This is a genomic window from Rugamonas aquatica (genome assembly GCF_009380215.1).
GTDB lineage: Bacteria > Pseudomonadota > Gammaproteobacteria > Burkholderiales > Burkholderiaceae_D > Rugamonas > Rugamonas aquatica_B.
The window spans coordinates 13,232-39,620 of record NZ_WHUG01000016.1 but is presented as its reverse complement, the minus strand read 5'-3'; the positions used below and the strand labels follow the sequence as shown (position 1 = coordinate 39,620).

Genomic DNA, 26,389 nt, shown 5'->3' with positions numbered 1-26,389 from the left:
ACCACACAATACATCAGGAGACGATATGAAGAACACGGTAAAACTGCTGGCGCTGGCCGCCGCACTGACGGTAGCTTCGGCCGCATCGGCGCAACAAAGCGCCGGCACCTGGCTGGGCACGCTGGGCATTAACAAAATCACGCCGAAAGTCGATTCGGGCGATGTGTCGGCGCCGGCGCTGCCGGGCACCAAGGCCGACGTGGGCACGGACACCAAGCCGCGCTTCGCGATCGCCTACATGGTGACCGACAATATCTCGGCCGAGCTGGACCTGGGCCTGCCGTACAAGCATGACCTGGTCGGCGCCGGCGCCATCCAGGGCACGGGCAAGCTGGGCACGTCGGAAGTACTGCCGCCGACCGCCTTCGTGCAGTACCGCTTCCTGCCGGCCAACTCGATGTTCCGTCCGTACGTGGGCCTGGGCATCACCTACGCGATGTTCCAGAAGGAGACCGGCTCCGGCCAGCTGACCGCGCTGCTCAACACCGGCGGCCCGGGCACGACCTTCAAGCTGGACGACAAGTGGGCGATGAGCTACCAGATCGGCGGCACGGTGAAGATCAACGAGAAATGGTTTATCGACGCCACGGTCATCAAGACCAAGCTGAAAACCATGGTGCACTTCTCGACCGGCCAGACCCAGGACGTGCGCCTGGATCCGCTGGCGGTGAGCGTCAGCGTGGGCTACAACTTCAAAGGCTTCTAACGCTGCGACGGCAAAAAAAAACCGCCGGCACTGAGCGCGATCTTGAGCGCGTTCAGGCTGGCGGTTTTTTTATTACTGGAAGGCCTGGATGCCGGTCTGGGCGCGGCCCAGGATCAGCGCGTGGATGTCATGCGTACCTTCGTAGGTATTGACCACTTCCAGGTTGACCATGTGGCGGATGATGCCGAACTCGTCCGAGATGCCGTTACCACCCAGCATGTCGCGCGCGACGCGGGCGATGTCCAGCGACTTGCCGCAGGAATTGCGCTTCATCATCGAGGTGATTTCCACCGCCGCCGTGCCGGCGTCCTTCATGCGGCCCAGCTGCAGGCAGCCTTGCAGGCCCAAGGTGATCTCGGTCTGCATGTCGGCCAGCTTCTTCTGCACCAGCTGATTGGCGGCCAGCGGACGGCCGAACTGATGGCGGTCCAGCACGTACTGGCGCGCGGTGTGCCAGCAATCCTCGGCCGCGCCCAGCGCGCCCCAGGCGATGCCGTAGCGTGCCGAGTTCAGGCAGGTGAACGGACCCTTCAGGCCGCGCACGTCCGGGAAGGCGTTCTCTTCCGGGCAGAACACATTGTCCATCACGATCTCGCCCGTCACCGAAGCGCGCAGGCCGAACTTGCCGTGGATGGCGGGGGCGCTCAGGCCGGCCATGCCTTTTTCCAGCACGAAGCCGCGGATCGCGCCTTCATCGTCCTTGGCCCAGACCACGAACACGTCGGCCACCGGCGAGTTGGTGATCCACATCTTGGCGCCGCTCAGCGAGTAGCCGCCCGGCACCTTCTTGGCGCGGGTAATCATCGAACCCGGATCGGAACCGTGGTTGGGCTCGGTCAGGCCGAAGCAGCCGATCCACTCGCCGGTCGCCAGTTTCGGCAGGTATTTCTGTTTCTGTTCTTCGGTGCCGAACTCGTAGATAGGCACCATCACCAGCGACGACTGCACGCTCATCATCGAACGGTAGCCGGAATCGATGCGCTCGACTTCGCGGGCGATCAGGCCGTAGGCCACGTAGTTCAGGCCGGGACCGCCATACTGTTCCGGAATGGTCGGGCCCAGCAGGCCCAGTTCGCCCATCTCGCGGAAGATCGAGGTGTCCATCTTTTCGTGGCGGAAGGCGTCCAGGATGCGCGGCGCCAGTTTGTCCTTGCAATATGCGGCGGCGGCGTCGCGCACCATGCGCTCGTCGTCGGTCAGTTGCTGGTCCAGCAGCAGGGGGTCATCCCAGTGGAATTGGGCGCGGGCTTGGCTCATGTGTGGTCTCTCATTATGAAAATTGGTGAAGGCTGCCCGCATTCTATTCCGCGGCCACCGGAACGGCTTTTCAAATGGCGACACCAATTTCCGTTTTTAGCCCAGCTCGCCGAACTGGCCGCCGTGGAAAATCAGCGGCGGCGACGGCGAGAACTCGCACAGCTCGACTTCGCCAACGAAAATCACGTGGTCGCCCTCCGGATAACGGCTGCGGTTGTGGCATTCGAACCAGGCCGACGCGCCCTTGAGGATGGGCTGGCCGGTGCGCGACAGCTCGTATTCGGTGTTTTCCCACGGATCGATGCCGCGCGTGGCGAACTGCTTGGCCAGATGGGCCTGGCTGGCCGACAACACATTGATGACGTAGTGCGAATTACCGGTGAAGATCGGCATGCTGTTGGCCGTGGTCGCCAGGCTCCACAGCACCAGCGGCGGATCCAGCGACACCGAATTGAAGGAACTGGCCGTCAGGCCGCGGAAGCTGCCGTCCGCCAGCCGGGTGGTGATGACGGTGACGCCGGTGGCGAACTGGCCCAGCGCCTGGCGAAAATGGCTGGTATCGAAGGGGCGCTGGTCGGCGCGGGGAGAACGAGTGTGCATGGTGGACCTGTGACTTTTCAGCCATTATGCCAAAGTTTACCGTGCGATAGCGTATTGCCCTGGTTTGCGTTACAGTGAACCCATGGGCATTCTTCTACGCGGGGGGAGTCATGACGAGTCAGACCGCGCCGGCCACGGCGCTGGAAACGGCGTATCTGGGCGGCGGCTGCTTCTGGTGCACCGAGGCCGTGTATGCCCGGGTCAAGGGCGTCGTGCACGTCGAGTCCGGCTACACCGGCGGCCACCAGCCCGACCCCACGTACGAGCAAGTCTGCGCCGGCAGCACCGGCCATGCCGAAGTAGTGAAATTGCAATTTGATCCCGCCGTCATCGGTTTCCGCGACCTGCTGGAAATCTTCTTCACCATCCACGACCCGACCACCTTGAACCGCCAGGGCAACGACGTCGGCACGCAGTACCGTTCGGTGATTTTCTACCAGTCGCCGCAGCAGGAAGCCACGGCGCGCCAGGTGATCGCGCAGATGGCCGGGGTGTGGGACGCGCCCATCGTCACCGAGCTGGCGCCGGCCTCGACCTACTATCCGGCCGAGCCCTATCACCAGGATTACTTCACCCAGCATCCCTTGCAAAGCTATTGCGCCTTCGTGGTGGCGCCCAAGGTGGCCAAGTTCAAGAGTACTTACGCGTATCGCCTGAAATCATAAAAACGAGGGGACGTGCATGAAGGTGGTGCTGGTCGACGATACCCATATCAACCTGGTGCTGATGTCGCGCCTGGTGGACAAGCTGAAGGACGTGAGCACCATCAGCTTCCAGTCGGCGCACGAGGCGCTGGCCTGGTGCAACGCCCACCCCTACGATCTGCTGATCGTCGACTACATGATGCCGGACATGAACGGCCTGGAGCTGATCGCCCGCCTGCAGGCGCCGCCCGACCAGCGCCCGCCGGTGCTGATGGTGACGGCCAGCGTCGACGTCGACGTGCGCCACCGCGCGCTGGAGAACGGCGCCAGCGATTTCCTCATCAAGCCGATCGACAAGGTCGAGTTCCTGGCGCGTACCCGCAACATGCTGGCGCTGCGCAGCGCCACGCTGGGCCTGCAGCACCGCGCCACCTGGCTGGCCGAGGAAGTGGCCAAGGCCACGGCCGAGCTGCGCGCGCGCGAGCAGGAAACCATCATGCTGCTGTGCCGCGCCTCCGAGTACCGCGACCCCGAAACCGGCGCCCACATCCAGCGCATGGCGCACTACTCGCGGCTGATCGCCGAGCAGCTGGGCCTGCCCGAGGAACAGCAGCAGGACGTGCTCAACGCCGCGCCCATGCACGACATCGGCAAGGTCGGCACGCCCGACCACATCCTGCTCAAGCCAGGCCGGCTGGACCCTGACGAAATGGCGATCATGCGCCAGCACGCCGCGATCGGCTACAACATCCTCAAGGATTGCCAGGCGCGCATGTTGCAGCTGGCGGCCGAGATCGCGCTGACCCACCACGAGCGCTACGACGGCGCCGGCTATCCGCGCGGGCTGGCGGGCGAGGATATCCCGCTGGTGGGCCGCATCGTCGCCGTGGCCGACGTGTTCGACGCGCTGACCAGCGTGCGCCCGTACAAGCGCGCCTGGAGCATGGAGGATGCGCGCCAGCACCTGCTGGACAACTGTGGCGGCCACTTCGATCCGCGCTGCGTGGACGCGCTGTTGCAGCGCTGGGACGACGTGCAGGCTATCCGCGCCCGCTTCCGCGACGAGCCCGGCGCCGCCACGGATCATGGATAGCCACGTCGCCCTGATACGGCAAGCGCTGGCAACGCTGGACGCGCAGGAGCTGGCGCGGCTGCTGGAACCGCACCTGGCCGCGCTGGCCGAACTGGAGGCGGAGGCGGGCCAGCTGCGCTCGGCCAACGCGCTGCTGCGCAAGGAGAACCGCCAGCAGCGCGGCAACGCCGGCACCTGGCGCGACCAGCACACCGCGCGCCTGGCCGGCCTGCAACGCGAGCTGCACGCCGACCTGCAAGTGCAGCTGCGGGCGCCGTCCGCCGACCAGGCCGCCCGCGACCAGCAGGAGTTGACCGAGCAGATTCTCGACCAGCTGCCCATCCCCATCTTCCTCAAGGACCGCGACGGCCGCTTCCTGCGCTTCAACAGCCGCTTCGAGGAATTCACGCAGCGCTCGCGGGCCGAAATCCTCGGCCGCACCATCGACGACTTCGCCTCGCCGCGCTGGGCCGCCGCCACCCACGTCGAGGACGAGCAAGCCTGGTCCACCGGCCGCATGGTCACCACCGAGCGCCGCATGGCCACCTTCGATCCGCCGCTCGATGTGCTAGTCAGCCGCAAGGTCATCAACAGCGGCGGGCTGTCCTACATGCTGGGCTACTTCATCGACATCAGCGAACAGCGCGCCGCTCGCGCCGCCATGCAGCACGCGGTCGAATCGGCCGAGGCGGCCAGCCGCGCCAAGAGCGAATTCCTGGCCAATATGAGCCATGAAATCCGCACGCCGATGAACGGCATCCTCGGCATGACCGAGCTGGTGCTGGAGTCCGACATCGACGCCCACCAGCGCGCCGACCTGACGCTGGTGAAAGCCTCGGCCGACGCGCTGCTGCAGATCGTCGACGACATCCTGGACTTTTCCAAGATCGAGGCCGGCAAGCTGGACATCGAGGAAGTGCCGTTCGACCTGCGCCAGCTGGTCAGCGACACCTTGCGTGCCATGAGCCTGCGGGCGCGGCAAAAGGGGCTGGCGCTGGCGTCCGAGATCCCAGCGAATGTGCCGCGCATCATGAAGGGCGATCCGGGGCGGCTGCGGCAAGTGCTGCTCAACCTGGTCGGCAACGCCATCAAGTTCACCGGCGCCGGCAGCGTGACGGTGCAGCTGTCCATCGGCGCCGAGCACGACGGCCGCAGCGAGATCGAGTTCGCCGTGCGCGACACCGGCATCGGCGTGCCGGAGGAAAAACAGCACCTGATCTTCGAAGCCTTCGCCCAGGTCGACGGCTCCACCACGCGCCAGTACGGCGGCACCGGCCTCGGGCTGGCGATCTGCCGCCGGCTGGTGATCCTGATGCAGGGCCGCATCGAGGTCCACAGCGCGCCGGGGCAGGGCAGCGTGTTCAGCTTCACTGTGCCCTTGCAGCACACCGGCGTGGCGCAGGCCGCGCCGCTGCCGCCGCTGGCTGTGCTGACGCCGGGCCAGGGCATGAACCTGAGCGCCAACGACGGCGGCCTGATCGTCGGCGAGGGCGATTTGCCGCCACCGTCGGCAGACCCGCAGGCCGCCCCGGCGCGCGGCGGCCTGCGCGTGCTGCTGGCCGAGGACAACCCGGTCAACCAGCGCCTGGCGGTGCGCCTGCTGGAAAAACTGGGCCACCGCGTCACGCTGGTCGACAGCGGCCTGGCGGTGCTGGAGCGCGCCGCGCGCGGCGCGCACGACGTGATCCTGATGGATGTGCAGATGCCGGGCCTGGACGGCCTCGCCGCCACGCGCCAGATCCGCCAGCGCGAATCGATGCAGGGCGGCCACGTGCCCATCATCGCGATGACCGCGCGCGCCATGGCGGGCGACCGCGAGCGCTGCCTGGAAGCCGGCATGGACGACTACCTGGCCAAGCCGGTCGACAGCCAGCAACTGCGCGACATGCTGCTGCGCTACCAGCCCGACAGCGGCCATCAGCTGCTGGACTGGCGCGGCGCCTTGCAGCGCCTGGACGGTGACGCGGAACTGCTGCTGGAACTGGCCGCGCTGTTCCTGCACGACGGCCCGCAGCTGTGGCAGGAGCTGGGTGAGGCGCTGGCGGCGGGCGACCAGCCGCGCAGCACGCGCGCGGTGCACAGCCTGAAGGGGGTGCTGGTCAACTTCGGCGCGGCGCGCGCGGTGGCGCTGGCCGAGCAGCTGTCGGCCGCGCTGCACGCCGGCCAGCCGTGGCAGCTGGCGGCAGGCCGCCTGGAGCCCGCCTTGCAGCAGGTCTACGAGGCCTTGAAGGAATTGATCGCCGGCGGCATTGACGCTCCGCCGCCTTCCTGATGCAGCGTGAGATCCGTCGTTCCCGCGCAGGCGGGAACCCATGCTGCCGTGCCGATCACGCGGCGTATGGAGGGAATTCATGCAATGCATGGATTCCCGCCTACGCGGGAATGACGAGGTTTGGCGACTCTGGATACATGTGCCGGCGCGACCACGGCAGCGCCGCGCTGCGCTGGCCCGCCTTGCGGCCGACGATCTGGTACAGGCTGATCCAGTCCTGCTCGAAGGCATAGCTGCAACCGGCCAGGTACACATGCCAGATGCGGTAGCGCTTGTCGCCGGCCAGCGTCCGCACGCGCTCGGCGTGGGCCTCGAAGTTGTCGGTCCAGATGGCGCAGGTGCGGGCGTAGTGGCGGCGCAGGTTTTCAACGTCGCCGACTTCCAGCTTGCCTTGCTGCATGGCCTTCAGCACATGGCCGATATGCGCCAGCTCGCCCTGCGGGAACACGTATTTCCCGATGAACTCGCCGCCGCCGTAGGGCGTCTCGCCGTTGTCCGGATCGGTGGTGGTGATGCCGTGGTTCATCACCACGCCGTCGTCCGCCAGCAGCCGGTGGATGGCGGCGAAATACTCGGGCAAGTGCTTGACGCCCACATGCTCGAACATGCCGACGCTGGTGATACGGTCGAAGCGGCCGCGCACGTCGCGGTAATCCTGCAGGCGGATTTCGACCAGGTGTTCCAGCCCCGCGCGCCGCACGCGCTCCTTGGCCAGCGCGAACTGGTTTTCCGACAGCGTGATGCCGACGCAGCGCGCCCGGTACTGCTGCGCCGCCCGTATCACCAGCGCGCCCCAGCCGCAGCCGATGTCGAGCAGCGTCTGGTTCGGTTGCAGCTCGATCTTGCGCAGGATGTGGTCTATCTTCTTGGCCTGGGCGCTGGCCAGGTCTTCGTCGCCGTCCTCGAAGTAGGCGCAGGAATACACCATGGCCGGATCGAGGAACTGCTGGTAGAACTCATTGGAAACGTCGTAGTGGTAGCGGATCGCCTCGGCGTCCTTCTGCTTGCTGTGCACCATGCCGCGCACGATGCGGGCGAACTTGCCCTCGGCCTTGAGCGTGGTGCGCGCCAGCGCGTTGACGACGGCGATCATGTCGTGCGCGCGGCCCTTGACCTCGATCGCGCCTTCGACATAGGCCGCGCCCAGGTTGGACAGCGAAGGCGTCAGCAGGTAGCGCGCGGCCGACACGTTCGGCAGCCGTATCGTCACGCGCGGTGTTTCGGTGGAGAAGTCGACATGCTGGCCGTTCCACAGTTCGATACGCAGAGGCAGGGCGATTTGCTGGCGGATGCCGGCGATCCAGCTAGTGAGTCGGTTTTGTACAAACACAATCACCTCCGCGTCGAAAAATTTACGGTTGCAGGCGCTCCTTGATCCAGCTGCCATCGGCCTGTTTCACATACACGATCCGGTCATGGAAGCGCGAGCGGCGTCCCTGCCAGAACTCGATGCGCACCGGTTCGAGGCGATAGCCGCCCCAGTATTCCGGCCGCACCGGATGCTCGCCGCCGACAGCGGCGGCCGCATCGTAATTGGCTTCCATCTGCTCCCGGCTGGCGATGCGCGCGCTTTGCTGCGAGGCGATCGCGGCGATCTGGCTCTTCACCGGCCGGCTGTAAAAATACTTGTCGCTTTCCTCGGCGGAGGTCTTGACCACCTTGCCTTCGATGCGCACCTGGCGTTCCAACTCGCTCCAAAAGAATAGCAGCGCGGCGTGCGGATTGTCGCCCAGTTGCCGGCCTTTCTGGCTCTCGTAGTTGGTGTACCAGGTGAAGCCGCGGGCGTCGTACTGCTTGATCAGCACGATGCGTGAACTGGGCTTTCCTTCCGCATCCACCGTGGCCACGCTCATCGCGTTCGGTTCATTGACCCTGGCGCGCATGGCCTCTTCAAACCACTTGCCGAACTGGGCGATCGGATCGTCCAGCACATCGTGTTCCGTCAAACTGGCGCGGCCGTAATCGAGGCGCAGATCCGCCAGCACCACGCCGTCGGCCACCGTGTTGGCGACCGCCACCTGCTGTTGCTCCGGCACCTGGCTGTGCGGCAGGGCGGGCGTGATGCCGCGCCGTACCTGCATCGCGCTGCCCAGTTGCGCCATCTGCTCGGGGCTGAACAGGCGCTTGGCCATGGGTGCGATATTGCTTTCTTCGATGACCATGTGGGCGGCGTAGGCGTCGCAGAAACGCTGCACCTGCTCGGCCGACAGGGCGGTTCCTTGCCCGTTGGCTATTTGATCAAGTTGCGAATTAATTATATGCCAGTCCTGATCCATCTGCTGGTGGTCGGCCAGAATGCCCGGCACCAGTTCGGCCAGCAGCGCGGCGTCGGCGTCGCGCGCGGTGGCCTGCAGCATCGGCACCAGGTTTTGTTCCTCGTCTTCGTGGTGCAGGTGGGCGGCGTTGTTGAAATATTTTTGCACCGCCTGCGCGGCCTTCTGCGCCTCGGCGTCGGCGCCGTGCTTGGGCAGGTGGGCCAGCAGCTTGTGCAGCGTGTCCAGCTGCTTGCGTATCTTGTCGTGGCAATGTTTCAAGACTGCTATCGGCTGGCTGAAGTCGGGGGCGGTGTCGTGCAGTGTAAGGCTCATGGATAGGCGCTCGGGCAGGGGGAGAAAGTCATTCTAAAATAATTTTTGCGGCGGCGTCCGTTAAAATGTCGGCATGAACTCCATAGCACCTACCCAATTCGACGATATCGACTTCGAGCGCCGCTTCGGCGGCATCGCCCGCCTCTATGGCGACGCCGCACTGGCGCGCTTCCGCACCGCCCACGTCTGCGTGGTCGGCACCGGCGGCGTCGGCTCGTGGATCGTCGAGGCGCTGGCCCGCAGCGCCATCGGCCAGTTGACCCTGATTGATCTGGACAACGTCGCCGAGTCCAATATCAACCGCCAGATCCAGGCGCTGGGCAGCACCGTCGGCCAGGCCAAGATCGGCGCGCTGGCCGCGCGCATCGCCGACATCAATCCCTACTGCGTGGTCAACCAGATCGAAGACTTCGTCACGCCGGACAACCTGGAGCAGATGCTGGGCGCCGGCCAGTACGACTTCGTGGTCGACGCCATCGACAGCGTCAAGGACAAGGCCGCGATGATCGCCTGGTGCCGCCAGCACAGCATGCCGATGATTATCATCGGCAGCGCCGGCGGCCAGACCGACCCGACCCAGATCGCCGTGCGCGACCTGGCCCGCACCGAGCAGGAACCGCTGCTGAAGAAAGTGCGCAAGGTGCTGCGCAGCCAGTACGGCTATCCGCGCGGCGAGAAGACCAAATTCTACGTCGACGCCGTGTTCTCGATGGAGCGCCTGAAGTTCCCGGAACCGCAGGAAGTGTGCGCGCTGGAAGGCGGACAACCGGCCGCCGGCGTGACGGGCCTGAACTGCGCCGGCTTCGGTTCGGCCATGGTGGTCACGGCCACCTTCGGCATGGTGGCCGCCGGCCAGGTGCTGCGCCAGTTGGCCGACAGCGTGCAACCGCCGGTAGCGCCGGCCGGCACACCGTAGATTTTATCCAGTTGCGGAGGCGGTTTTGCTATCATGGTGCGCGCTGGCACGGGGACCGTGCTATCCACAGACTTCATCGAAAGAATAAAACCATGATGCGTAGTTCCGTAGTAGTAGCCATGCTGTGCGCGCTGGCGGCCTCCGTGGCCCAGGCCCAGACTCCGACCGCACCCGTAGCGCCGGCCGATGTGCCGCCGCCACCGCCGATGGTGGTCGGCTCGGCCACGCCCGGCCCGGCTGCCGAACAGCTGATCGTCACCGACACCAAGGTCGGCACCGGCAAGGAAGCGACCGCCGGCTCCACCGTCTACATGCACTACTCGGGCTGGCTGTATCGTCCGCTGGCCAAGGCCATGCACGGCAAGCTGTTCGATTCGTCGATTCCGCGCGGCGAGCCGCTGGACTTCGTGCTGGGCGCCGGCCGCGTCATCAAGGGTTGGGACCAGGGCATCCTGGGCATGAAGGTGGGCGGCAAGCGCACGCTGATCATCCCGTCGGAACTGGCTTACGGCTCGCGTCCGACGCCGGGCAGCGGCATTCCGCCGAATTCCGCGCTGATCTTCGATGTCGAACTGATGGATGTGAAATAAGCACCTGAATAGGCGTAGACTGGAACCTCCGTCCCACTTCGGAGGTTTTTCATGAAGATTGCCAACGACGTCACCGAACTGATAGGCCGCACCCCGCTGGTGCGGCTCAACCGGCTGGCCAAGGGCAGCACCGCGCAGGTGCTGGTCAAGCTGGAGTACTGCAATCCTGCCCACAGCGTCAAAGACCGCATCGGCCTGTCGATGATCGAAGCGGCCGAAGCGGCCGGGCAGATCCGTCCCGACACCATCATCCTCGAACCAACCAGCGGCAACACCGGCATCGCGCTGGCGATGGTGTGCGCCGCGCGCGGCTACCGCTGCATGCTGGTCATGCCGGACACCATGAGCCGCGAGCGCCGCATGCTGCTGCGCGCCTACGGTGCCGAGCTGGTGCTCACACCGGGCAGCGAGGGCATGCTGGGCGCGATCCGCAAGGCCGAGGAACTGGCCGACAGCGATCCGCGCTACCTGATGCCGCAGCAATTCAACAACCCCGCCAATCCCGATGTGCACCGCCGCACCACGGCCGAGGAAATCTGGGCCGACACCGACGGCCGCGCCGACATTCTGGTGGCCGGCGTGGGCACGGGCGGCACCATCACCGGCGTCGGCGAAGTCATCAAGGCGCGCAAGCCGGAGTTCCGCTGCATCGCGGTGGAGCCGGAGGCTTCGCCCATGCTGGCCAAGGGCACCAAGGGGCCGCACCCGATCCAGGGCATAGGCGCGGGCTTCGTGCCGGCCGTGCTCAATACCAGGGTGTATGACGAGATCATCGGCGTCAAGAACGACGACGCCTTCGCGACCGCGCGGCTGGCGGCCAGTCAGGAGGGATTGCTGGTGGGGATATCCTCCGGCGCCGCCTTGTGGGCGGCGCTGCAGGTGGCGCGGCGGCCGGAGAATGCGGACAAGATCATCGTGACGATCATCCCGTCCTTTGGCGAACGTTATCTGAGCACTGCGCTGTACGCCAACCTGGTGGACAACTAGGCAGGCTTGGTGCGGCTGCTTTAGTGCGGCTGCTCCTGCAGGCTGCACTCGTGCGCCGTGGTGCCGAGGCGCACCTGCAGCGTGGCGTGGTCGATCGAGTAGTCTGCTTTCAGCTGGGCGCTGATCGCGTCCAGCGCCGCATCGCCCGGATGGCCGGCCGGCGTCACCAGATGCGCGGTCAGCGCGTTCTCGGTGGTGCTCATGGCCCAGATGTGCAGGTCGTGCACTTCGGTCACGCCCGGCTGGCTGCGCAGGAACTGCTCGACTTCGGCGTGGTCCAGATTGTCCGGCACGGCCGCCAGCATCATGCGCATCGATTGCTTCAGCAGCGACCAGGTGCTGTAGACGATGAAGGCGACGATCACCATACTGACCAGCGGATCCAGCCAGTTCCAGCCCGAGTACTTGACGATCACGCCGGCCACCAGCACGCCCAGCGAGATGGCGGCGTCGGCCGCCATGTGCAGGTAGGCGCCGCGGATGTTGATGTCGTCCTTGCTGCCGGACATGAACAGCCAGGCCGAGAAACCGTTGATCAGGATGCCGACGCCGGCCACCACCGACACGGTCAGGCCGGCCACCGGATCCGGGTGCGCCAGTTGCTGCACGGCTTCCCAGGCGATGCCGCCGCAGGCCGCCATCAGCAGCATGGAATTGAACAGCGCCGCCAGCATCGACGTGCTGCGCAGGCCGTAGGTATAGCGGCCGTTCGGCACGCGCTTGGCCAGGATCGCCGCGCCCCAGGCCAGCATCAGGCCCAGCACGTCGGACAGGTTGTGGCCGGCGTCGGCCATCAGCGCGGTGGAGTTGGCCAGGAAGCCGTAGAAGAATTCCACCGCGACGAACACGGTGTTGAGCACGATGGCGATGGCGAAGGCGCGGCCCATGGTGTTGGGATCGCCGTGGTGGTGATGGTGGCCGCCGTGACCGTGGCTGTGGTCGTGCCCGTGGTGGTCGTGGCTGTGCGCCTTGGCCTTGGCCGGGGCGTGGGAATGGCCGCAATCATGGCCATGGTCATGGCTATGGTCGTGATTGTGGTGGTCGTGGTGCTTGCTCATGCTTCGTTCCCGTTGGAAGGTTCGGCGATATGTTCGAGCATATCGTTGAGTACGCCGCTGATGTGGGCGTCGGCGGCGGAATAGAACACTTGTTTGCCCTGGCGCTCAGACTTCACAATGCGCGCCGCGCGCAGCAAACGCAAGTGATGGCTGACCAGCGAACTGCTCAGCTCCAGCGAGGAAGCGATGTCGCTGACGGCGATCGGCGCCGCCACGCAGGCCAGCACGATGCGCAGGCGCGTGGGATCGCCCAGCAGATGGAACAGGTCGGCCAGCTGGGCGATCGCGGGATCGCAGTCGGAATAGTCGTGGTGGCAGCTCATGGTGCTAACAAATGAATAGGTGTTCACATGTTAGCAGAAAACTGCCGGAATCGCCTAATCGTCGATTTGCCCCACCGCCTTGCCCATGCCGGACCCGGCGTCGAGATAGGCGTGGGCTTCGGCGATGTCGTCGAAGGCGAACACCCGGGCCGGCCGCGCGCGGTAGTGGCCTTGTTCGGCCCGCTCTACGATGGCTTGCAGCGGCACCCGGTCCAGCTCGAAGCCGGGCGTGCCGAAGGCGAAGCTGCCGAAAAAGCTCAGCTGCACGCATGGCGGCAGCTGTTGCAGCGGCAGGAAACGCTCCAGCGGCCCCAGTCCGCCGAGGAAGCCGGCCTGGCACACGCGGCCCGGGCGCGCCGCCAGCGTCAGCGAGTCGAGCAGCGTGGTGTTGCCGATCAGGTCCAGCACCGCGTCCACGCCGCCGGGCGCGATTTCCCGCACCGCGCCGGCCAGGCTGGGCTGCTCCGCAACGATGTGGCGAGCGCCGTTCCGCCGCAGCACGTCTTCCAGCGCGGCCGGCCGGCGGCTGGCGGCGATCACCTGCGCGCCCAGGTAAGCGGCGATATTGCTGGCGGCCTGGCCCAGCGCCGAGCTGGCGCCGCGTATCAGCAGGGTCTGCCCGGCTTGCAGCGCGAGGCAGTCGTGCAGGCAGGCCCAGGCGGTGGCATACGATTCCGGAATGGCGGCCAGCTCGGCCCAGGGCAGGGCGCTGTGCAACGGCACCACGTTGGCGGCCGGCACGCATACATACTCGGCGTAGCTGCCGTTGATGCTGCGGCCCATGCCGCCCATGAGGGCGGCGACGCGCTCGCCTTCACGCAGCGTCGAGCCCGGCGCGCTGACGACTTCGCCGACGCATTCGATGCCCGGCACCTTGACGGCATCGCCCCACAGCCCTTGCCGCATATAGCTTTCCGCACGGTTGAGGCCGAACGCCTTGACGCGGATGAGCACCTGGCCGGCCGCCGCGACCGGGGTGGGCAGTTCTATCGCTTGCAGCTGTTCCGGGCCGCCGAAGCTGGCGATGTGTATGGCACGCATGATGTTCTCCTGAAAATGATCGAGGCTTCACTGTAGGGAAGAACATAGTCGGATAAAATTCAGTAATTCGGTCTATCTCTGTAGGATTTATGAACTCTGTCGGTTTTACCCTGCATGAGCTGGCCTGCTTCCTGGCGGTGGCCGAATTGGGCAGCTTCCAAAAGGCTGCGGCGCAGCTGCACCGCTCGCATCCCAGCGTGTTTGCCGCCGTGGCCAGCCTGGAGCGTCAACTGGGGCTGGCGCTGCTGGACCGCAGCGGCTATCGCGTGACCGTGTCCGCCGCCGGCCAGGCCTTCGTCGGGCAGGCGCGGCAGCTGCTCGATGGCGCGCGGCAGCTGGCAACCCAGGCCAGCCAGGCGGCGATGGGCGAGGAACTGCAACTGTCCGTGGTGATCGGCGACCTGTGCCCGCTGCCGGCCACGCTGCGCCTGCTGCGGCAGTTCTTCGCGCAATGTCCGGCGACCCGCCTCGACCTGCATTTCGAAGCGCTGTCCGGCCCGTGGGAGCGGCTGCACGATGGCGAGGCCGACCTGATCTTCCACCACCTCGACCATGCCGACCTGCGCTTCGATGCGCGGCCGTGGCAGCGCGTGCGGCTGGTGCCGGTGGTGGCGCCGGGTTTCCTGGATTTTCCGCTGCACGCCGGCATTACGCCGGAGATGATGCGGCCCTACGTGCAATGCGTGATCCGCGACAGCGCGCGCAATAGCCCGCCGCGCGACTACTTCGTGGTGGGCGGCGCGCGGCGCTGCACGGTGGCCGACCAGTTCATGAAGCGCGAAGTGATTTTGCAGGGCATGGGCTGGGGCCACATGCCGGGCTATCTGGTGGACGAGGATCTGGCGCAGGGAAGGCTGCTGTCGCTGGCCGGCGACCATTTCCGCGAAAGCGAACTGGAGCTGGTCATCGCGCGCCGCCGCGATGCCGCCCATGGCCCGGTGGCCCAGCGGCTATGGCAGCATCTGCTGGCGGGGCTGGACTAGCGCAGGTGCATGCCCGCGTTGTCGATCTGCACCGTCGCGGGATCGGTGCGCAGCACCATCTTGAGGTTTTCACGCGCGGCGTTGCGCAGGTTCTGCTGCACGGCCGGCGGCTGCGGCGTCTGCTGGGCGGACTTGTAGGCCAGCGCCATGAAGGTGCCGACCATGGCGCTTTGTTCGAAGGTGTCGCGCAGGGTGGCGGCATCCTGCTTGCTGACCAGCGCCTGCATGCCCGGCTCGCGGCGCAGCTGTTTCGCCACCGCCTGGAACGCTTCGTCGGAGACATCGGCGTCGTTCAGCACCATGTAGTTGCCGACCACGAAGGCGGCCAGTCCGCCCGCCATGTCGCGCGAGGTCCAGCCCATCTTCTTTTCGATTTGCAGATACACGTCCATGCTTTGCAGATAGGCCTGCTGCATTTCAAACTGCTTCTTGGGCGGGAAGGACTGCGCCAGGATGCGCGCGTTGGCCTTCGGTGCGGGCTGTGCGCTGGCCCGCACCGGCGCCGCAGCGGCGCTGCGGGACGAGGGCACCGGCACCCGCAAATCCGGCACGGGCCAGACGGTGACGTTGTCGTACTGCATGCCATAGCCCGCCACCTGCGCATGGATGGACGGGACCGCAGCCAGCGCCAGCGCGGCCAGCAGGAATTTGGGTGTGAAGGGTTTCATGGAGACGGCAGCCTTGATGTAAAGTTGACGTATTTGCAAGCCATCAGCATGGCATAGAATCGTTTGCCGATCAACGGCCGCACGATACGGCAGAGGACTCGCTGCCTTGCCGGATGCTGGAAACAAGCAGTTGTTCGTAGCAATCGTACTGACCGGCGGGCAGCACCGGCCGCAGCGTTTCCAGGCTTTTCCCGATGCCGAACAGCTGCTCGACCGCCCAGCCGACCAGGTAGAGCGCGGCCAGGCAACCGCCCGCCGTCGCCACATTGCCGACGCTCATGAACGGCCTGTCGTCCGGTTCCACGCCGGTCGCGCGCAAGCCCTCGCGGGCGTCGGGATGGGTGGCGGCCCGCCGTCCGGGCAACAAGCCCAATTGCCCGAGGATGAAGGCGCCGCCGCAGATGGAGCCGATCAATTGCCGTTCGGGGTCCAGCTGGAACGCCGCCATGAAGTCGCGATCCGCCAGGGCCGCAGGCACGCCTTCCTTGCCGCTTGAGAACAGCACCACGTCCGCCTGGTTCGCTTCGTCCAGCGCGCCGTGCACGCCGACCTGCAATCCGTGCGCCGAACGCAGCGTCGCCTGCTTGCCGAGGATGCGGACCTGCCAATCATGTTGGTTGCGTCCGAGAATATCCCACATCAAAAACAGGTCGATATCGGTGAAGTTGTCAAAGGCGATCAGGGCTATCTTTTTCATGCCGGCTCCATGTGTAGGGGATGGATGCAGTCTAGCGAGGGCGGTGCTACCATACACAGTCTGTATGTTTTCGAGGTGAGTCCTGGTGTTGACGCGTGACCATTGGATTGCAGCCGGCTTCGACGCCCTGGACCACCAGGGCTATCAAGGCATCTCCGCCGAGCAATTGGCGCGCCGCCTGAACGTGACGCGTGGATCGTTCTACCACCACTTCCGCAGCCGAGATGAATTCGTGCATGCGCTGCTGACGGCCTGGGAGGCCGATTACGCCGACCGTATGCTGGCCCACGCGGCCGCAGGCAGCAGCCTGGAAGATGTGCTGCAACGCTACCTGACCATCGCCGCGGAAAAGCGGCCGCAGCGGGAAACCGCAATCCGCGCCTGGTCGCGCATCGATCCCCTCGTGGCCGAGTACCAGCAGCGCGTTGATCAAACGCGCTTGTCGTTCGCCATCTCGGCGTGCCGCGCGCGCACCGATGGTTCGGTCGATGCGGAGCTGGTGGGGCGCATGGTGCACCTGTGCCTGATCGGCGGCCAGGAGTCCGGCGAGCGCAGCATGCCCGCCATCTTCGGCCAGCGCGTCCAGCAGGCGCTGGCGTTGCTGCGCGCCTCGTCGTTCCGTCCATCATAAACATGCATCTGAATCTGGATTTACTTGAACGTTGGCTGTCCGGCTGGAGCCTGGCGCGCGGCTTGCCGCTGCCGCAGCGTGAAGGCGGCGGTCTGGTCGTCGAGGTCGGCTGGCCGGAGCAATTGCGCCGCCATGTGTTTGTCGATGCCGGCGCTGCACTGCAAGCGTGTGCGGCGCAGATCCTGCAACACCGCGTCTTCCTGAAGGCGGCGGTCGATGTCGAGACCCTGCGCCGTGCGCTGCCGCCGCGCTGGACCATCGAACGCCCGCGCTACCTGATGTACCGCGCCACGCCGATGGCGCAGGCCGCGCCGCTGCCTGCCGGCTATGCGCTGCAATCGGCGCTTGAACATGGCGCGCACATCATCCGCATCGTCGCCGCCGACGGTCAGACGGCCGCAACGGGCGGCGTGGTGCTGCACCAGGGCATCGCCATTTTCGACCGCATCGAAACCGCGCCGGCGCATCGCCGCAAAGGATTGGCCAGCGCACTGATGCACGCGCTGGACGTCGCGGCCGGCGACGCCGATCGCCTGCTGGTGGCGACCGACGAAGGCCGCGTTCTGTATCTCAGCCTGGGCTGGCAGGAACTGGCGCCGTACTCGACGGCGGTGCTAGCCGAAGGCCAGCCTGGCGATGATTGAGAACACGACGGTGGTGCCGACATCCTGCCGGCTGTCGATCTGCAGCTGTCCGCCGACCTGCTGCGCGCGCTCGCTCATGCCGCTCAGCCCCCAGTGGCCCGGCCGTTTTCCTGACGACTGCACGCTCGCGTCCAATCCCCTGCCGTAATCCTGCACCGTCATCGAGAACTGCGCGGATGCATACAGCAGCTCGATCTTGACCTCGGCGCTGCCCGAGTGCCGCACCGCATTGAACAAGGCTTCCTTGCCGATGGCCAGCACCTCGGTCTTGACCGCCGCCACCAGTTCCCGCGCATCGCCCTGCGTGCTCAGCGAAAAACAAATGCCGTGCTGCTGCGCCATCGCTTGCCCGAACTCGTACAGGTAGTCGCCGAGCGCGCCCGGATGCGCATCGCGCCTGCGCAATTCCAGCACCCGTTCGCGTCCCTCGTCGACCACCTCCTGCGCGGCATCGAGCGCGGCGTCGATCTGGCATAGCGCCGGGTCGGCGGCGGGCAGGGCGCGTTTGATGCGGTCGAAGCGCAGGATCAGCGCCTGCGCGCTTTGCAGGATGGTGTCGTGCAGCGTGCGGGCGATGCGCTCGCGTTCCGCTTGCCGCACTTCCATCTGCGCCTTGATGCGCAGTTCCATGCGTTTCAAACGCAGCCGGTGCAGCAGCCATACCATCACCATCACGGACATGGCCAGCAGGCACTTGAACCACCAGGTCTGGTAAAAACTCGCGGCGACGCTGAAGCGCAAGCCCGGGCCTTCCTGCCCCCAGTTGCCGGCGCCGTTTTCCGCGACCGCGCGGAAGCGGTACTCGCCCGGCGGCAGGCCCGTGTAGAAGGCCTGGCGGCGTTCGCCCGCGTCCTGCCATTCCTGGTCGTAGCCTTCCAGCAGATACTTGAAGCGCATGCGTTGCGGCGTGCCGAGCAGCGCGCTGCTGTAGTCGATCTGCACATTGCCCGCGCCGGCGGGCAGGGCCAGCTGCGCGGGCCGGCGGTAGGTCTGGCCCTGCGCGCTCAGCGCTTGCATGACGACCGGCGGCGGCGCCGGCGCTTTGAGCAGATGCAGCGGATCGATCCAGGCGACGCCGTCGTGCGTGGTCAGCCATATCTTGCCGTCGCCCGCTTGCGCCAGCGATTGCGCGCCCAGCAGGTCGGTGATGCCCAGCCTGCCGTCGGTGGCGTCGAACAGTCGTCCTTGCACCGGCTGGTCCGGATGGGCGATGGCCTTGGCCAGCGAGCGGCCATCCAGCCGCACCGTGCCGGCGGACGAGTTCAGCCACATATTGCCGCTGCTGTCGGTCAGGATGGCGGAGATGCTGCGGACGTTGGGCAGCGCCAGGCGCACCTTGACGAAGCGCCCATCGTGATAGCGCGCCAGCCCGGCCTCGCCGCCGGCCCAGATTTGTCCGAGGGACTCGTACAATACCGACGTGCCTTTCAGTTGCCCATCCTGCTCGATGGGCACCGTCACCGCCTTGCCCTTGTCCAGCATGACCACCGTGTTCCTGCTGTAGCCGAACCACATCCGGCCGGAGGTATCGGCCAGCATCGACATGGCCGAGCGCGTGCCTTCTCCCGGCAGCAGCGTTTCGCGGTCCCAGCGTCCGCCGCGCAGCCGGTGCACGCCGGCATTCACCACCGACATCCACAGCGTATCGTCCTCGCCATGCGCCAGCGCATGAACCAGATGGACCGGGCCCATGTCCTCGGGATATTCGATGGCGTGCACCGCGCCGTCCGGCGTTACCCGGCGCAGGCGGGCGCGCTCCGCCAGCCACAGCGATTGATCGCGCCCGCGCTGGATCACCTGCACCCGGCCTATCCCGTGCTGCTTCAGCCAGGCGCTGTTGTGCACTTCGCCGTCCGGCGTGACTTCCAGCCAGCTGCCGACCTGCGCCACGGTGGTCAGCATCATCGCGTTGGCCGGGCCGGGCAGCAGCCTGCCTTCGCTCACTTCCGCGCCCGGCAAGGCCGGCGTCACCAGGTTCACATCGACCTGGCGGAAGCGCTCCAATCCCTTGCTGGTGGAAACCCAGACATTGCCCTCGCGGTCTTCGAAAAAGGAAGTGACCAGATTCGAACTGAGGCCGTTCTTGACGCTGAAGCTTTCCATCTTGTCCGGCCGGCGCGGATCGAAGCGGCAGACGCCGCAGGTCGCGGTTTCCATCCACAGGCTGCCGGAACGGTCGACCAGCATGCGGTGGGATGCTTCCGGCTGGGACTTGAACAGCCACGGCCCGTCGGCCTTGTCATAGTTTTCCAGGCTGTCGATGATGCGCAGGCCGCGCGCCTCCATGAAGTAGATGCTGCCGTCGGGGCCGGCCTGCGGCGGCTCGATGCTGCCCAGATGCCCGAGCGGCGGCTTGAAAGTGGCGGCGCCCGGCGGCAGGCGGAACAGGCCGTGGTCGGTGAAGACGGCCAGCGTGCCGTCCTTGTCGACAAACATGACGGACGCCTTGTCCGCCGTGAAGCCCTGGGCCGGCCCCAGCTTGTGCCAGCGCTGGCCGTCGAAGCGCATCAGGCCGTCGAGGCCGGCGGCGAACACCCGACCTTGCCGGTCGAACGCGAAGCCCCACCAGCTGGCCAGGCTCAGCCCTTCGTCGGCGCCGTAGTTGACCACCGCGCCATCCTTGACGAAGCTGATGCCGCCCTGGCGCCAGCCTATCCACAGGCCGCCGCCCGGCTGCGCCTTGATGAAGTAGACGGCGCTGGTCGAGATCGTTCCCGCGCGCGGCTGGAAGGGCTGGAAGCGCACGCCGTCGAACTGGAACAGGCCGGCGCCGGTGCCCAGCCACAGATAGCCGTCGTCGGTCTGGTCCATCGTGATGATCGATGGCGGCACGCCGTCCTTGGCGGTCCAGGAGCGGTGCTCCAGTTGCGCCAGCGTGCGTTCGGGAGGGATGGCGGCCGCAGGCAGGCCCGCCATCAACGCGCCGATCAATAGCAGATGGCGGACGAGGGAAGATGCCATGCCGCCGACGCCGCTTACTTCTGCAACTCAGCTTGAAGCTGGGCGCGGAGTTTCGGGTCGAGTTTCTGGATGGCTTTGTTGAGTTTGTCGGCGTTGGCCAGCGCGGTGCTTTGTTCCGGCGTCAGCGCCTTGGCTTGCTGGATCACCGGCGCCGGCGGCGGCAGCGGTCTGAAGAAGGCGGCCTGGCCGCCCAGCACCAGCAAGGCGCTCAGCACCGAGACGCCGGCCGCCGCGCCCAGCAGCCGCAGCTCGCGCGGCGTGATCGCCGGCGACTGGGTGGCGATGGCGCGCACCGGCATCGCCGGCGCCGGCGCGTAGCCGGCCGCCGTGGCGGCGGGGACAGCGGCCGGTTCGTTGGTGGCGTCCAGCGCCGCCGGCTTGCGCACGCCGTCGTGCTGCGCGCCCAGTCCGCCGGCCGACCTGGCGTGCTGCACCAGTTCCTGCGAGGCGGCGTCGATCAGGGCGATGTGGCGCTCGACCGTCTCGGCCAGCACCGCCTCGTTCAGCGCCACCAGCGCGAACACGGGGTCGTCGACGTCGATGCGGACGCCGGTTTTTTCAAAGACCAGGCTGCGCAGCTTGTGCTGATCCATGGCGGCTTACCACTCCACTTTGTCGAGTTGCTCGAACAAATCGCGGAAGACCACCTTGATGCGTTGTTTTTCCATCAGGTTGAACTTGTCGCTTTCCTTGACCTCGTTGGCGGTCAGGCGCGCGGTGTTCATTTTCTTGATGTCGGCGCCGAAGGTGTCGGCGTTGCGCGCCGACAGCACGATGCGGCCCTTCACGCGCGACGAGTTGTCGGCATAGGTCTGCGATTCGGTGAACTGCTTGCCGGACGCCGATTGCAGCAGGCCGAAGTGTTCGTTCTCCCACAGCACCAGCGGCACATTGGTCGACTTGGCGGTCGAGACGAAGCCCATGGCGGTGTCGTGCAGCGTGTCGCCGCCGCCGACGATGGTGTGGATGTAGACCTTGCGGCCCGATTCCTGCAGCAGCGAGAAGCAATCGTTCTCGATCAGGTAGCCCATCAGCGGCGAGAAGGTGTTGGCGCCGTTGTCGATGACGCAGTTGCCGTCTTCTTCCAGGATGTCGATCATCAGCGCGTCGAAGCGCTTGGGATCGATGGTGCGGCTGTCGGTCATCACTGGCACATGCTTGACGTCCATCGCCTTGTAGCGCGAGAAGGTCGCGTTCTCCTGGTCGGTGTCGTAGCAGCGCAGCGGCTGCTGGCCCTCCACCAGATCCTTGGCCGCGATCCACTGCGCCAGGATGGTGGATACCAGCGTCTTGCCGATACCGCCCTTACCTTGGAGAATAAAATGTACCGAGTTTTGCATCAATTACTCCTGAATCGCTTGAATGCGTCGAGAGTAATTGTTTTGTGGCGGGATGGCAACCGCCTAGTCGATGAAGCGCAGCAAACCCTGCAACGCGTGGATCACCGTCTGCTCGCGTACCGCCTTGCGGTCGCCGGCAAACACCAGCCGTTCGGTGTGCACGGTGTCGCCGTTGGCCCAGCCGAAGCAGACCGTGCCGACCGGCTTGCCGGGCACGGCGCCGGTGGGGCCGGCGATGCCGGTGGTCGACACCGCCAGGTGGGCGTTGCTGGAACCGAGCGCGCCGGTCGCCATCGCCGCCGCCACTTCCTCGGAGACGCTGCCCATCTGCGCGATCAGCGCGGCGGACACGTCCAGCATTTCGGTCTTGGAGGCGTTGGAATAGGTGATGAAGCCGCAGTCGAACCAGGCGGTCGAACCGGCGATTTCAGTGATGGCCTGGGCTACCCCGCCGCCGGTGCACGACTCGGCGGTGGCCAGTATCAGGCCTTTGGCTTGCAGGGATTTGCCGACTTGCGCGGCCAGGTCGAGGATGGTGTCGCTGTTCGAATTCATGAAACGCTCCTTCTGTTGCGGCAATCTGCGGGCTGGCTTCCACTGTACCATGCAGTTCGCAATCGATGCCAGTAGTGTACAAAATGTTTTGCTAGAATCGCAATATTCCATAAAAACATTAGACCGCCGATTTGAACTTGCGTACACTCGAAACGATAGACCGGACGCCCCTGCCCAGACACCGCAGGCGTGCGCCGCCGATTGCGCAAGCTGTTAAGCTTGTCCAAGAGAGGGACGAGGTCCGAACCGGCCAGAATGCCGGCTCATCGGGGACCACACGGAGGCCCATCCTATGATCAGCCAGACTGACATTTTCAGCGCCCGCATCCTGATCGTCGACGATCAGCCGGTGAACGTGGAACTGCTGGAGTACCTGCTCCGTTCGACCGGCTACACGGCGGTCAGCGCCACCACCGATCCGCGCGTGGTGGCCGGCTGGCACGCCGAGCACCAGTACGACCTCATCATCCTCGACATGCAGATGCCGAACATGACCGGCTTCGAAGTCATGGAGGCGCTCAAGCCGCTGGAGGCCGACGCCTGGCTGCCGGTGCTGGTCGTCACCGCCCAGCCCGACCACAAGATCCAGGCGCTGGACATGGGCGCGCGCGATTTCGTCAGCAAGCCCTTCGACCCGGTCGAGGTGCTGACGCGCATCCGCAACATGCTGGAGGTGCGCCTGCTGCACCGCGAAACCCGCGACTACAACGCCCGCCTGGAGCAGACCGTGCGCGAGCGCACCGCCGAGCTGCAACGCTTCCGCAGCGCGATGGACGCCACCGCCGACGCCATCTTCCTGCTCGACGCCGACAGCGCCGACGTGGTCGATGTCAACGACGGCGCCTGCCGCATGCTGGGCTATCCGCGCGGCGAGATGCTGGGGCCGAGCGCCAGCCGCATCGGCCTCGGCGCGCCGTCGGCGCTGCGCGACCAGGCCGAACGGCTGGCCGCCTATGCCGCCGCCATCGGCCCGGCGCGCGCGCCCGAGCTGATCGAGCAGGACTTGATGCGGCGCGACCTGATCGCGGTGCCGGTGGAGCTGTACTGGCAGCTGCTGCAGCGCGCCGGCCAGCCGACCGTGCTGCTGGGCGTGGCGCGCGACATCAGCGAGCGCCGCCAGTCCGAGGAATTGCTGCAGCACATGGCCCACTACGACAGCCTGACCGGCCTGCCCAACCGCACGCTGTTCTTCCAGACCCTGGGCGACGCCATCACGCTGGCGCAGGACAAGGCCTGGCGCATCGTGGTGCTGTTCATCGCGCTGGACCGCTTCAAGAACATCAACGATTCGCTGGGCGCGGCGCTGGGCGACGAGCTGCTGCGCCAGTTCAGCAACCGGCTGGTGCAGTGCGTGCGCATCCGCGACACCGTCGGCCGCATGGGCGGCGACGAGTTCGCGCTGATCCTGACCATGACGCGCGACCAGCAGGACGCGGTGCACACCGCCAACGAAGTGCGCGAGGCGCTGCGCCTGCCGTTCGACCTGGACGGCCACCAGGCCGTGCTCAGCGCCAGCATCGGCATCGCCATGTATCCGGACGACGCCACCGATCCGCAAACCCTGGTCAAATACGCCGACACCGCGATGGAGCGCGCCAAGCAGGCCGGGCGCGACGGCTACCGCTTCTTCACCGCCGGCATGAACGTGCAGGTGCTGGCGCGGCTGGACATGGAGCTGGCGCTGCGCCGCGCCTTGGACAACAACGAACTGCTGCTGTACTACCAGCCCAAGGTCAACCTGCACAGCGGCGAGGTGGCCGGCGCCGAGGCGCTGCTGCGCTGGCAGCGGCCCGGCTTCGGCCTGGTCTATCCGGCCGAGTTCGTGCCGGTGCTGGAGGATACCGGCCTGATCGTGCGGGTCGGCGCCTGGATCGTCGATGCCGCCTGCCGCCAGATCGGCGCCTGGCTGCGCAGCGATGTCGGGCCGGTGCGGGTGGCGGTCAACGTCGCCAGCCGCCAGTTCGTCGAGGGCGACCTGGAGCTGACCGTGCGCAGCGCGCTGCTGCGCCACGACGTGCCGGCCGAGCTGCTGGAGCTGGAGCTGACCGAGACCGCGCTGATGTCCAACACCGAGCGCACCATCAGCGTGCTGACCAATTTGAAGGCGATCGGCATCAAGGTGGCGATCGACGACTTCGGCACCGGCTATTCATCGCTGGCTTATCTGCAGCGCTTCCCGATCGACAAGCTGAAGATCGATATCGCCTTCGTGCGCGACATCACCACCAACCCCAACGACGCCGCCATCGCCCAGGCCATCATCAGCATGGCGCACAGCCTGAAGCTGCGGGTGATTGCCGAAGGGGTGGAGACGCGCGCCCAGCTGGAATATCTGCGGCGCAGCCGCTGCGATGAAATCCAGGGCTACTACTTCAGCCGGCCGGTGGCGCCGCTGGAGCTGGCGGCGTTGCTGGCGTCCGGCCGCGGCCTGCCGCCGGACGCCGCCCGTCCCGGCCAGCCGGCCCAGACGCTGCTGATCGTCGACGACGATGTCAACGTGCTGTCCTCGCTGCACCGGCTGTTCCGCCGCGACGGCTACCAGATCCTGACGGCGGCCACGCCGGGCGAAGGCTTCGAGCTGCTGGCGCTGCACGCGGTGCAGGTGATCGTCTGCGACCAGCGCATGCCGGGCATGAGCGGCACCGAGTTCCTCAGCAAGGTCAAGGAAATGTATCCGGAGACGATACGCATCATCCTGTCCGGCTACACGGGGCTGGACGCGGTGCTCGATTCGATCAACCTCGGCGCCATCTACCGCTTCTACACCAAGCCGTGGGACGACACCCAGTTGCGCGACAACATCCGCCTGGCCTTCCACCACTACTGGCTGATGCACGGCAGCGGCCGCCATGCGGGGCAGCCGGACGAGGATGTCACCGCGCTTCAGGAAGTGAAGTGATCGAAGCTCTGTAGTTGCAGGGCTAGCGCGGCGCCGGCCGCGTCCACCAGGCGCAGGCCGGGGGCGGCTGCTATGCTGCCGACCCGGGTGACCGGCGTGGCCACGCTGGCGGCGGCCGCCAGCACGTCCGCCCGCGCCGAGGCCGGCGCGGTGAAGCACAGTTCGTAGTCGTCGCCGCCGGCGGCGGTGAAGGCGCGGCGCATCGCGGCGTCGCGCGTGGCCAGCACGGCGCCGGCCGGCAGCGCATCCAGGTCCAGCGTGGCGCCGACGCCCGATTGCTTGAGGATGTGGCCGAGGTCGCCCACCAGGCCGTCGGAAATGTCGATGGCGGCGTGGGCCAGGCCCTGTTGCGCCAGCTGCATGCCCAGCGCCACGCGCGGCGTCGGCGTGTGCATGCGCGCGGCGGCCGCCTGCAGGCTGGCCGCGTCCATCGACAGTTCAAGGCGGTAGCCGCCCAGCGCCAGGCGGGCGTCGCCCAGCGTGCCGGAAATCCAGATGTCGTCGCCCACGCGGGCGCCGCTGCGGCGCAGCGCCTGGCCGGGCCGCACTTCGCCGAACACGGTGATGCAGATGGTCAGCGGGCCCTTGGTGGTGTCGCCGCCGATCAGTTCGATGTCGTGGGCGTCGGCCAGCGCGAACAAGCCTTTGGAAAAACCGGCCAGCCAGTCGCGGTCGGCCGACGGCAGCGCCAGCGCCAGCGTGAAGCCGACCGGGCGCGCGCCCATCGCCGCCAGGTCGGACAGGTTGACCGCCAGCGCCTTGTGGCCGAGGCGGGCCGCGTCTTCGCCGGCGAAGAAGTGGCGGCCCTCGACCAGCATGTCGGACGAGATCGCCGTCTGCATGCCGGGCGTGGGGGTGAGCAGGGCGCAGTCGTCGCCGATGCCGAGCGTGGCGCGGGCAGGGTGGCGGGGGCGCTGGAAGTATTCCTGGATGAGGTCGAATTCGGAGAGCATGGCG

General features: G+C 66.5%; 25 protein-coding genes. 11 read left to right on the top strand and 14 right to left on the bottom strand.

From position 1 onward, the window contains the following. The first annotated feature begins 25 nt into the window (after window positions 1-25). Entirely contained in the window at window positions 26-706 is a 681-nt protein-coding gene (locus GEV02_RS27190; RefSeq protein ID WP_152841028.1) for an OmpW/AlkL family protein, read from the top strand. Window positions 707-778: 72 nt separating this feature from the next. Here the strand turns inward: GEV02_RS27190 and GEV02_RS27185 are convergent, their stop codons facing one another. Then, entirely contained in the window at window positions 779-1,963 is a 1,185-nt protein-coding gene (locus GEV02_RS27185) for an acyl-CoA dehydrogenase (RefSeq protein ID WP_152841027.1), read from the bottom strand. A 96-nt stretch (window positions 1,964-2,059) separates the two neighbouring features. Further along, a complete protein-coding gene (locus GEV02_RS27180; RefSeq protein ID WP_152841026.1) occupies window positions 2,060-2,563 on the bottom strand; it encodes a flavin reductase family protein in 504 nt (167 codons plus the stop codon). Between the two features lie 110 nt (window positions 2,564-2,673). Here GEV02_RS27180 and msrA point away from each other — a divergent pair, with 110 nt between their 5' ends. The 3 genes from msrA to GEV02_RS27165 are packed head-to-tail and all read left to right on the top strand — an operon-like array spanning window position 2,674 to window position 6,551. Further along, on the top strand, window positions 2,674-3,228 hold the full coding sequence (gene msrA / locus GEV02_RS27175; protein ID WP_152841025.1) for a peptide-methionine (S)-S-oxide reductase MsrA: 555 nt from the start codon (window positions 2,674-2,676) through the stop codon (window positions 3,226-3,228). Window positions 3,229-3,244: 16 nt separating this feature from the next. Then, window positions 3,245-4,300, top strand: coding sequence for an HD domain-containing phosphohydrolase (locus GEV02_RS27170; RefSeq protein WP_152841024.1), 1,056 nt, complete (start codon window positions 3,245-3,247; stop codon window positions 4,298-4,300). Further along, window positions 4,293-6,551 (top strand): ATP-binding protein, encoded by a 2,259-nt coding sequence (locus tag GEV02_RS27165; protein ID WP_152841023.1) that lies wholly within the window; start codon window positions 4,293-4,295, stop codon window positions 6,549-6,551. Before GEV02_RS27170 ends, GEV02_RS27165 begins: the two co-directional genes overlap by 8 nt. A 100-nt stretch (window positions 6,552-6,651) precedes the next feature. Here GEV02_RS27165 and GEV02_RS27160 read toward each other — a convergent pair whose 3' ends face one another. Continuing rightward, window positions 6,652-7,881, bottom strand: coding sequence for a cyclopropane-fatty-acyl-phospholipid synthase family protein (locus GEV02_RS27160; protein WP_328595931.1), 1,230 nt, complete (start codon window positions 7,879-7,881; stop codon window positions 6,652-6,654). Window positions 7,882-7,903: 22 nt separating this feature from the next. Next, window positions 7,904-9,139, bottom strand: coding sequence for a pyridoxamine 5'-phosphate oxidase (pdxH, locus tag GEV02_RS27155; protein ID WP_152841021.1), 1,236 nt, complete (start codon window positions 9,137-9,139; stop codon window positions 7,904-7,906). A gap of 73 nt (window positions 9,140-9,212) precedes the next feature. On the opposite strand from pdxH, the gene tcdA reads away from it, so the two are divergent. The 3 genes from tcdA (at window position 9,213) to cysK (ending at window position 11,632) form a co-directional block, all read left to right on the top strand. Continuing rightward, window positions 9,213-10,055 carry a tRNA cyclic N6-threonylcarbamoyladenosine(37) synthase TcdA gene (gene tcdA, locus GEV02_RS27150; protein WP_152841020.1) on the top strand — a complete coding sequence of 281 codons (843 nt, stop codon included), beginning with the start codon at window positions 9,213-9,215 and terminating at the stop codon, window positions 10,053-10,055. Window positions 10,056-10,174: 119 nt separating this feature from the next. Then, window positions 10,175-10,645 carry an FKBP-type peptidyl-prolyl cis-trans isomerase gene (locus GEV02_RS27145; RefSeq protein WP_152841131.1) on the top strand — a complete coding sequence of 157 codons (471 nt, stop codon included), beginning with the start codon at window positions 10,175-10,177 and terminating at the stop codon, window positions 10,643-10,645. Between the two features lie 51 nt (window positions 10,646-10,696). After that, window positions 10,697-11,632: a cysteine synthase A gene (gene cysK / locus GEV02_RS27140; RefSeq protein ID WP_152841019.1), complete on the top strand. Its 936-nt coding sequence runs from the start codon at window positions 10,697-10,699 to the stop codon at window positions 11,630-11,632. A gap of 20 nt (window positions 11,633-11,652) precedes the next feature. Here cysK and GEV02_RS27135 read toward each other — a convergent pair whose 3' ends face one another. The 3 genes from GEV02_RS27135 to GEV02_RS27125 are packed head-to-tail and all read right to left on the bottom strand — an operon-like array spanning window position 11,653 to window position 14,054. Then, entirely contained in the window at window positions 11,653-12,690 is a 1,038-nt protein-coding gene (locus tag GEV02_RS27135) for a cation diffusion facilitator family transporter (protein ID WP_152841018.1), read from the bottom strand. Then, window positions 12,687-13,013: an ArsR/SmtB family transcription factor gene (locus GEV02_RS27130; protein ID WP_008452460.1), complete on the bottom strand. Its 327-nt coding sequence runs from the start codon at window positions 13,011-13,013 to the stop codon at window positions 12,687-12,689. The genes GEV02_RS27135 and GEV02_RS27130 overlap by 4 nt, the downstream gene beginning before the upstream one ends. 54 nt (window positions 13,014-13,067) lie before the next feature. Then, window positions 13,068-14,054, bottom strand: coding sequence for a zinc-binding dehydrogenase (locus GEV02_RS27125; RefSeq protein WP_152841017.1), 987 nt, complete (start codon window positions 14,052-14,054; stop codon window positions 13,068-13,070). A gap of 89 nt (window positions 14,055-14,143) precedes the next feature. Here GEV02_RS27125 and GEV02_RS27120 point away from each other — a divergent pair, with 89 nt between their 5' ends. Further along, window positions 14,144-15,037, top strand: a complete 894-nt coding sequence (locus tag GEV02_RS27120; protein ID WP_152841016.1) for a LysR family transcriptional regulator — start codon at window positions 14,144-14,146, stop codon at window positions 15,035-15,037. Here the strand turns inward: GEV02_RS27120 and GEV02_RS27115 are convergent. Together GEV02_RS27115 and GEV02_RS27110 are read right to left on the bottom strand one after the other, a co-directional pair. Next, window positions 15,034-15,705 carry a DUF6683 family protein gene (locus GEV02_RS27115; protein ID WP_152841015.1) on the bottom strand — a complete coding sequence of 224 codons (672 nt, stop codon included), beginning with the start codon at window positions 15,703-15,705 and terminating at the stop codon, window positions 15,034-15,036. The genes GEV02_RS27120 and GEV02_RS27115 overlap by 4 nt on opposite strands. A 70-nt stretch (window positions 15,706-15,775) precedes the next feature. Further along, window positions 15,776-16,402 (bottom strand): DJ-1/PfpI family protein, encoded by a 627-nt coding sequence (locus GEV02_RS27110; RefSeq protein WP_152841014.1) that lies wholly within the window; start codon window positions 16,400-16,402, stop codon window positions 15,776-15,778. Window positions 16,403-16,487: 85 nt separating this feature from the next. On the opposite strand from GEV02_RS27110, the gene GEV02_RS27105 reads away from it, so the two are divergent. Continuing rightward, window positions 16,488-17,033, top strand: a complete 546-nt coding sequence (locus tag GEV02_RS27105) for a TetR/AcrR family transcriptional regulator (RefSeq protein ID WP_328595930.1) — start codon at window positions 16,488-16,490, stop codon at window positions 17,031-17,033. 2 nt (window positions 17,034-17,035) lie between these two features. Then, window positions 17,036-17,677 carry a GNAT family N-acetyltransferase gene (locus GEV02_RS27100; RefSeq protein WP_152841013.1) on the top strand — a complete coding sequence of 214 codons (642 nt, stop codon included), beginning with the start codon at window positions 17,036-17,038 and terminating at the stop codon, window positions 17,675-17,677. Here the strand turns inward: GEV02_RS27100 and GEV02_RS27095 are convergent. From GEV02_RS27095 to GEV02_RS27080, 4 genes are all read right to left on the bottom strand, one after another. Continuing rightward, a complete protein-coding gene (locus GEV02_RS27095; RefSeq protein WP_152841012.1) occupies window positions 17,648-20,638 on the bottom strand; it encodes a sensor histidine kinase in 2,991 nt (996 codons plus the stop codon). The genes GEV02_RS27100 and GEV02_RS27095 overlap by 30 nt on opposite strands. Before the next feature lie 14 nt (window positions 20,639-20,652). Next, a complete protein-coding gene (locus tag GEV02_RS27090) occupies window positions 20,653-21,231 on the bottom strand; it encodes a hypothetical protein (protein ID WP_152841011.1) in 579 nt (192 codons plus the stop codon). Window positions 21,232-21,237: 6 nt separating this feature from the next. Further along, entirely contained in the window at window positions 21,238-21,978 is a 741-nt protein-coding gene (locus GEV02_RS27085; protein WP_152841010.1) for a P-loop NTPase family protein, read from the bottom strand. A 63-nt stretch (window positions 21,979-22,041) separates the two neighbouring features. Beyond that, window positions 22,042-22,533 carry a CinA family protein gene (locus GEV02_RS27080; protein ID WP_152841009.1) on the bottom strand — a complete coding sequence of 164 codons (492 nt, stop codon included), beginning with the start codon at window positions 22,531-22,533 and terminating at the stop codon, window positions 22,042-22,044. A 292-nt stretch (window positions 22,534-22,825) separates the two neighbouring features. On the opposite strand from GEV02_RS27080, the gene GEV02_RS27075 reads away from it, so the two are divergent. After that, window positions 22,826-25,432, top strand: a complete 2,607-nt coding sequence (locus tag GEV02_RS27075) for an EAL domain-containing protein (RefSeq protein ID WP_152841008.1) — start codon at window positions 22,826-22,828, stop codon at window positions 25,430-25,432. Here GEV02_RS27075 and thiL read toward each other — a convergent pair. Next, window positions 25,417-26,385, bottom strand: coding sequence for a thiamine-phosphate kinase (thiL, locus tag GEV02_RS27070; RefSeq protein ID WP_152841007.1), 969 nt, complete (start codon window positions 26,383-26,385; stop codon window positions 25,417-25,419). The two genes, GEV02_RS27075 and thiL, sit on opposite strands and share 16 nt — an antisense overlap. Window positions 26,386-26,389 lie beyond the last annotated feature (4 nt).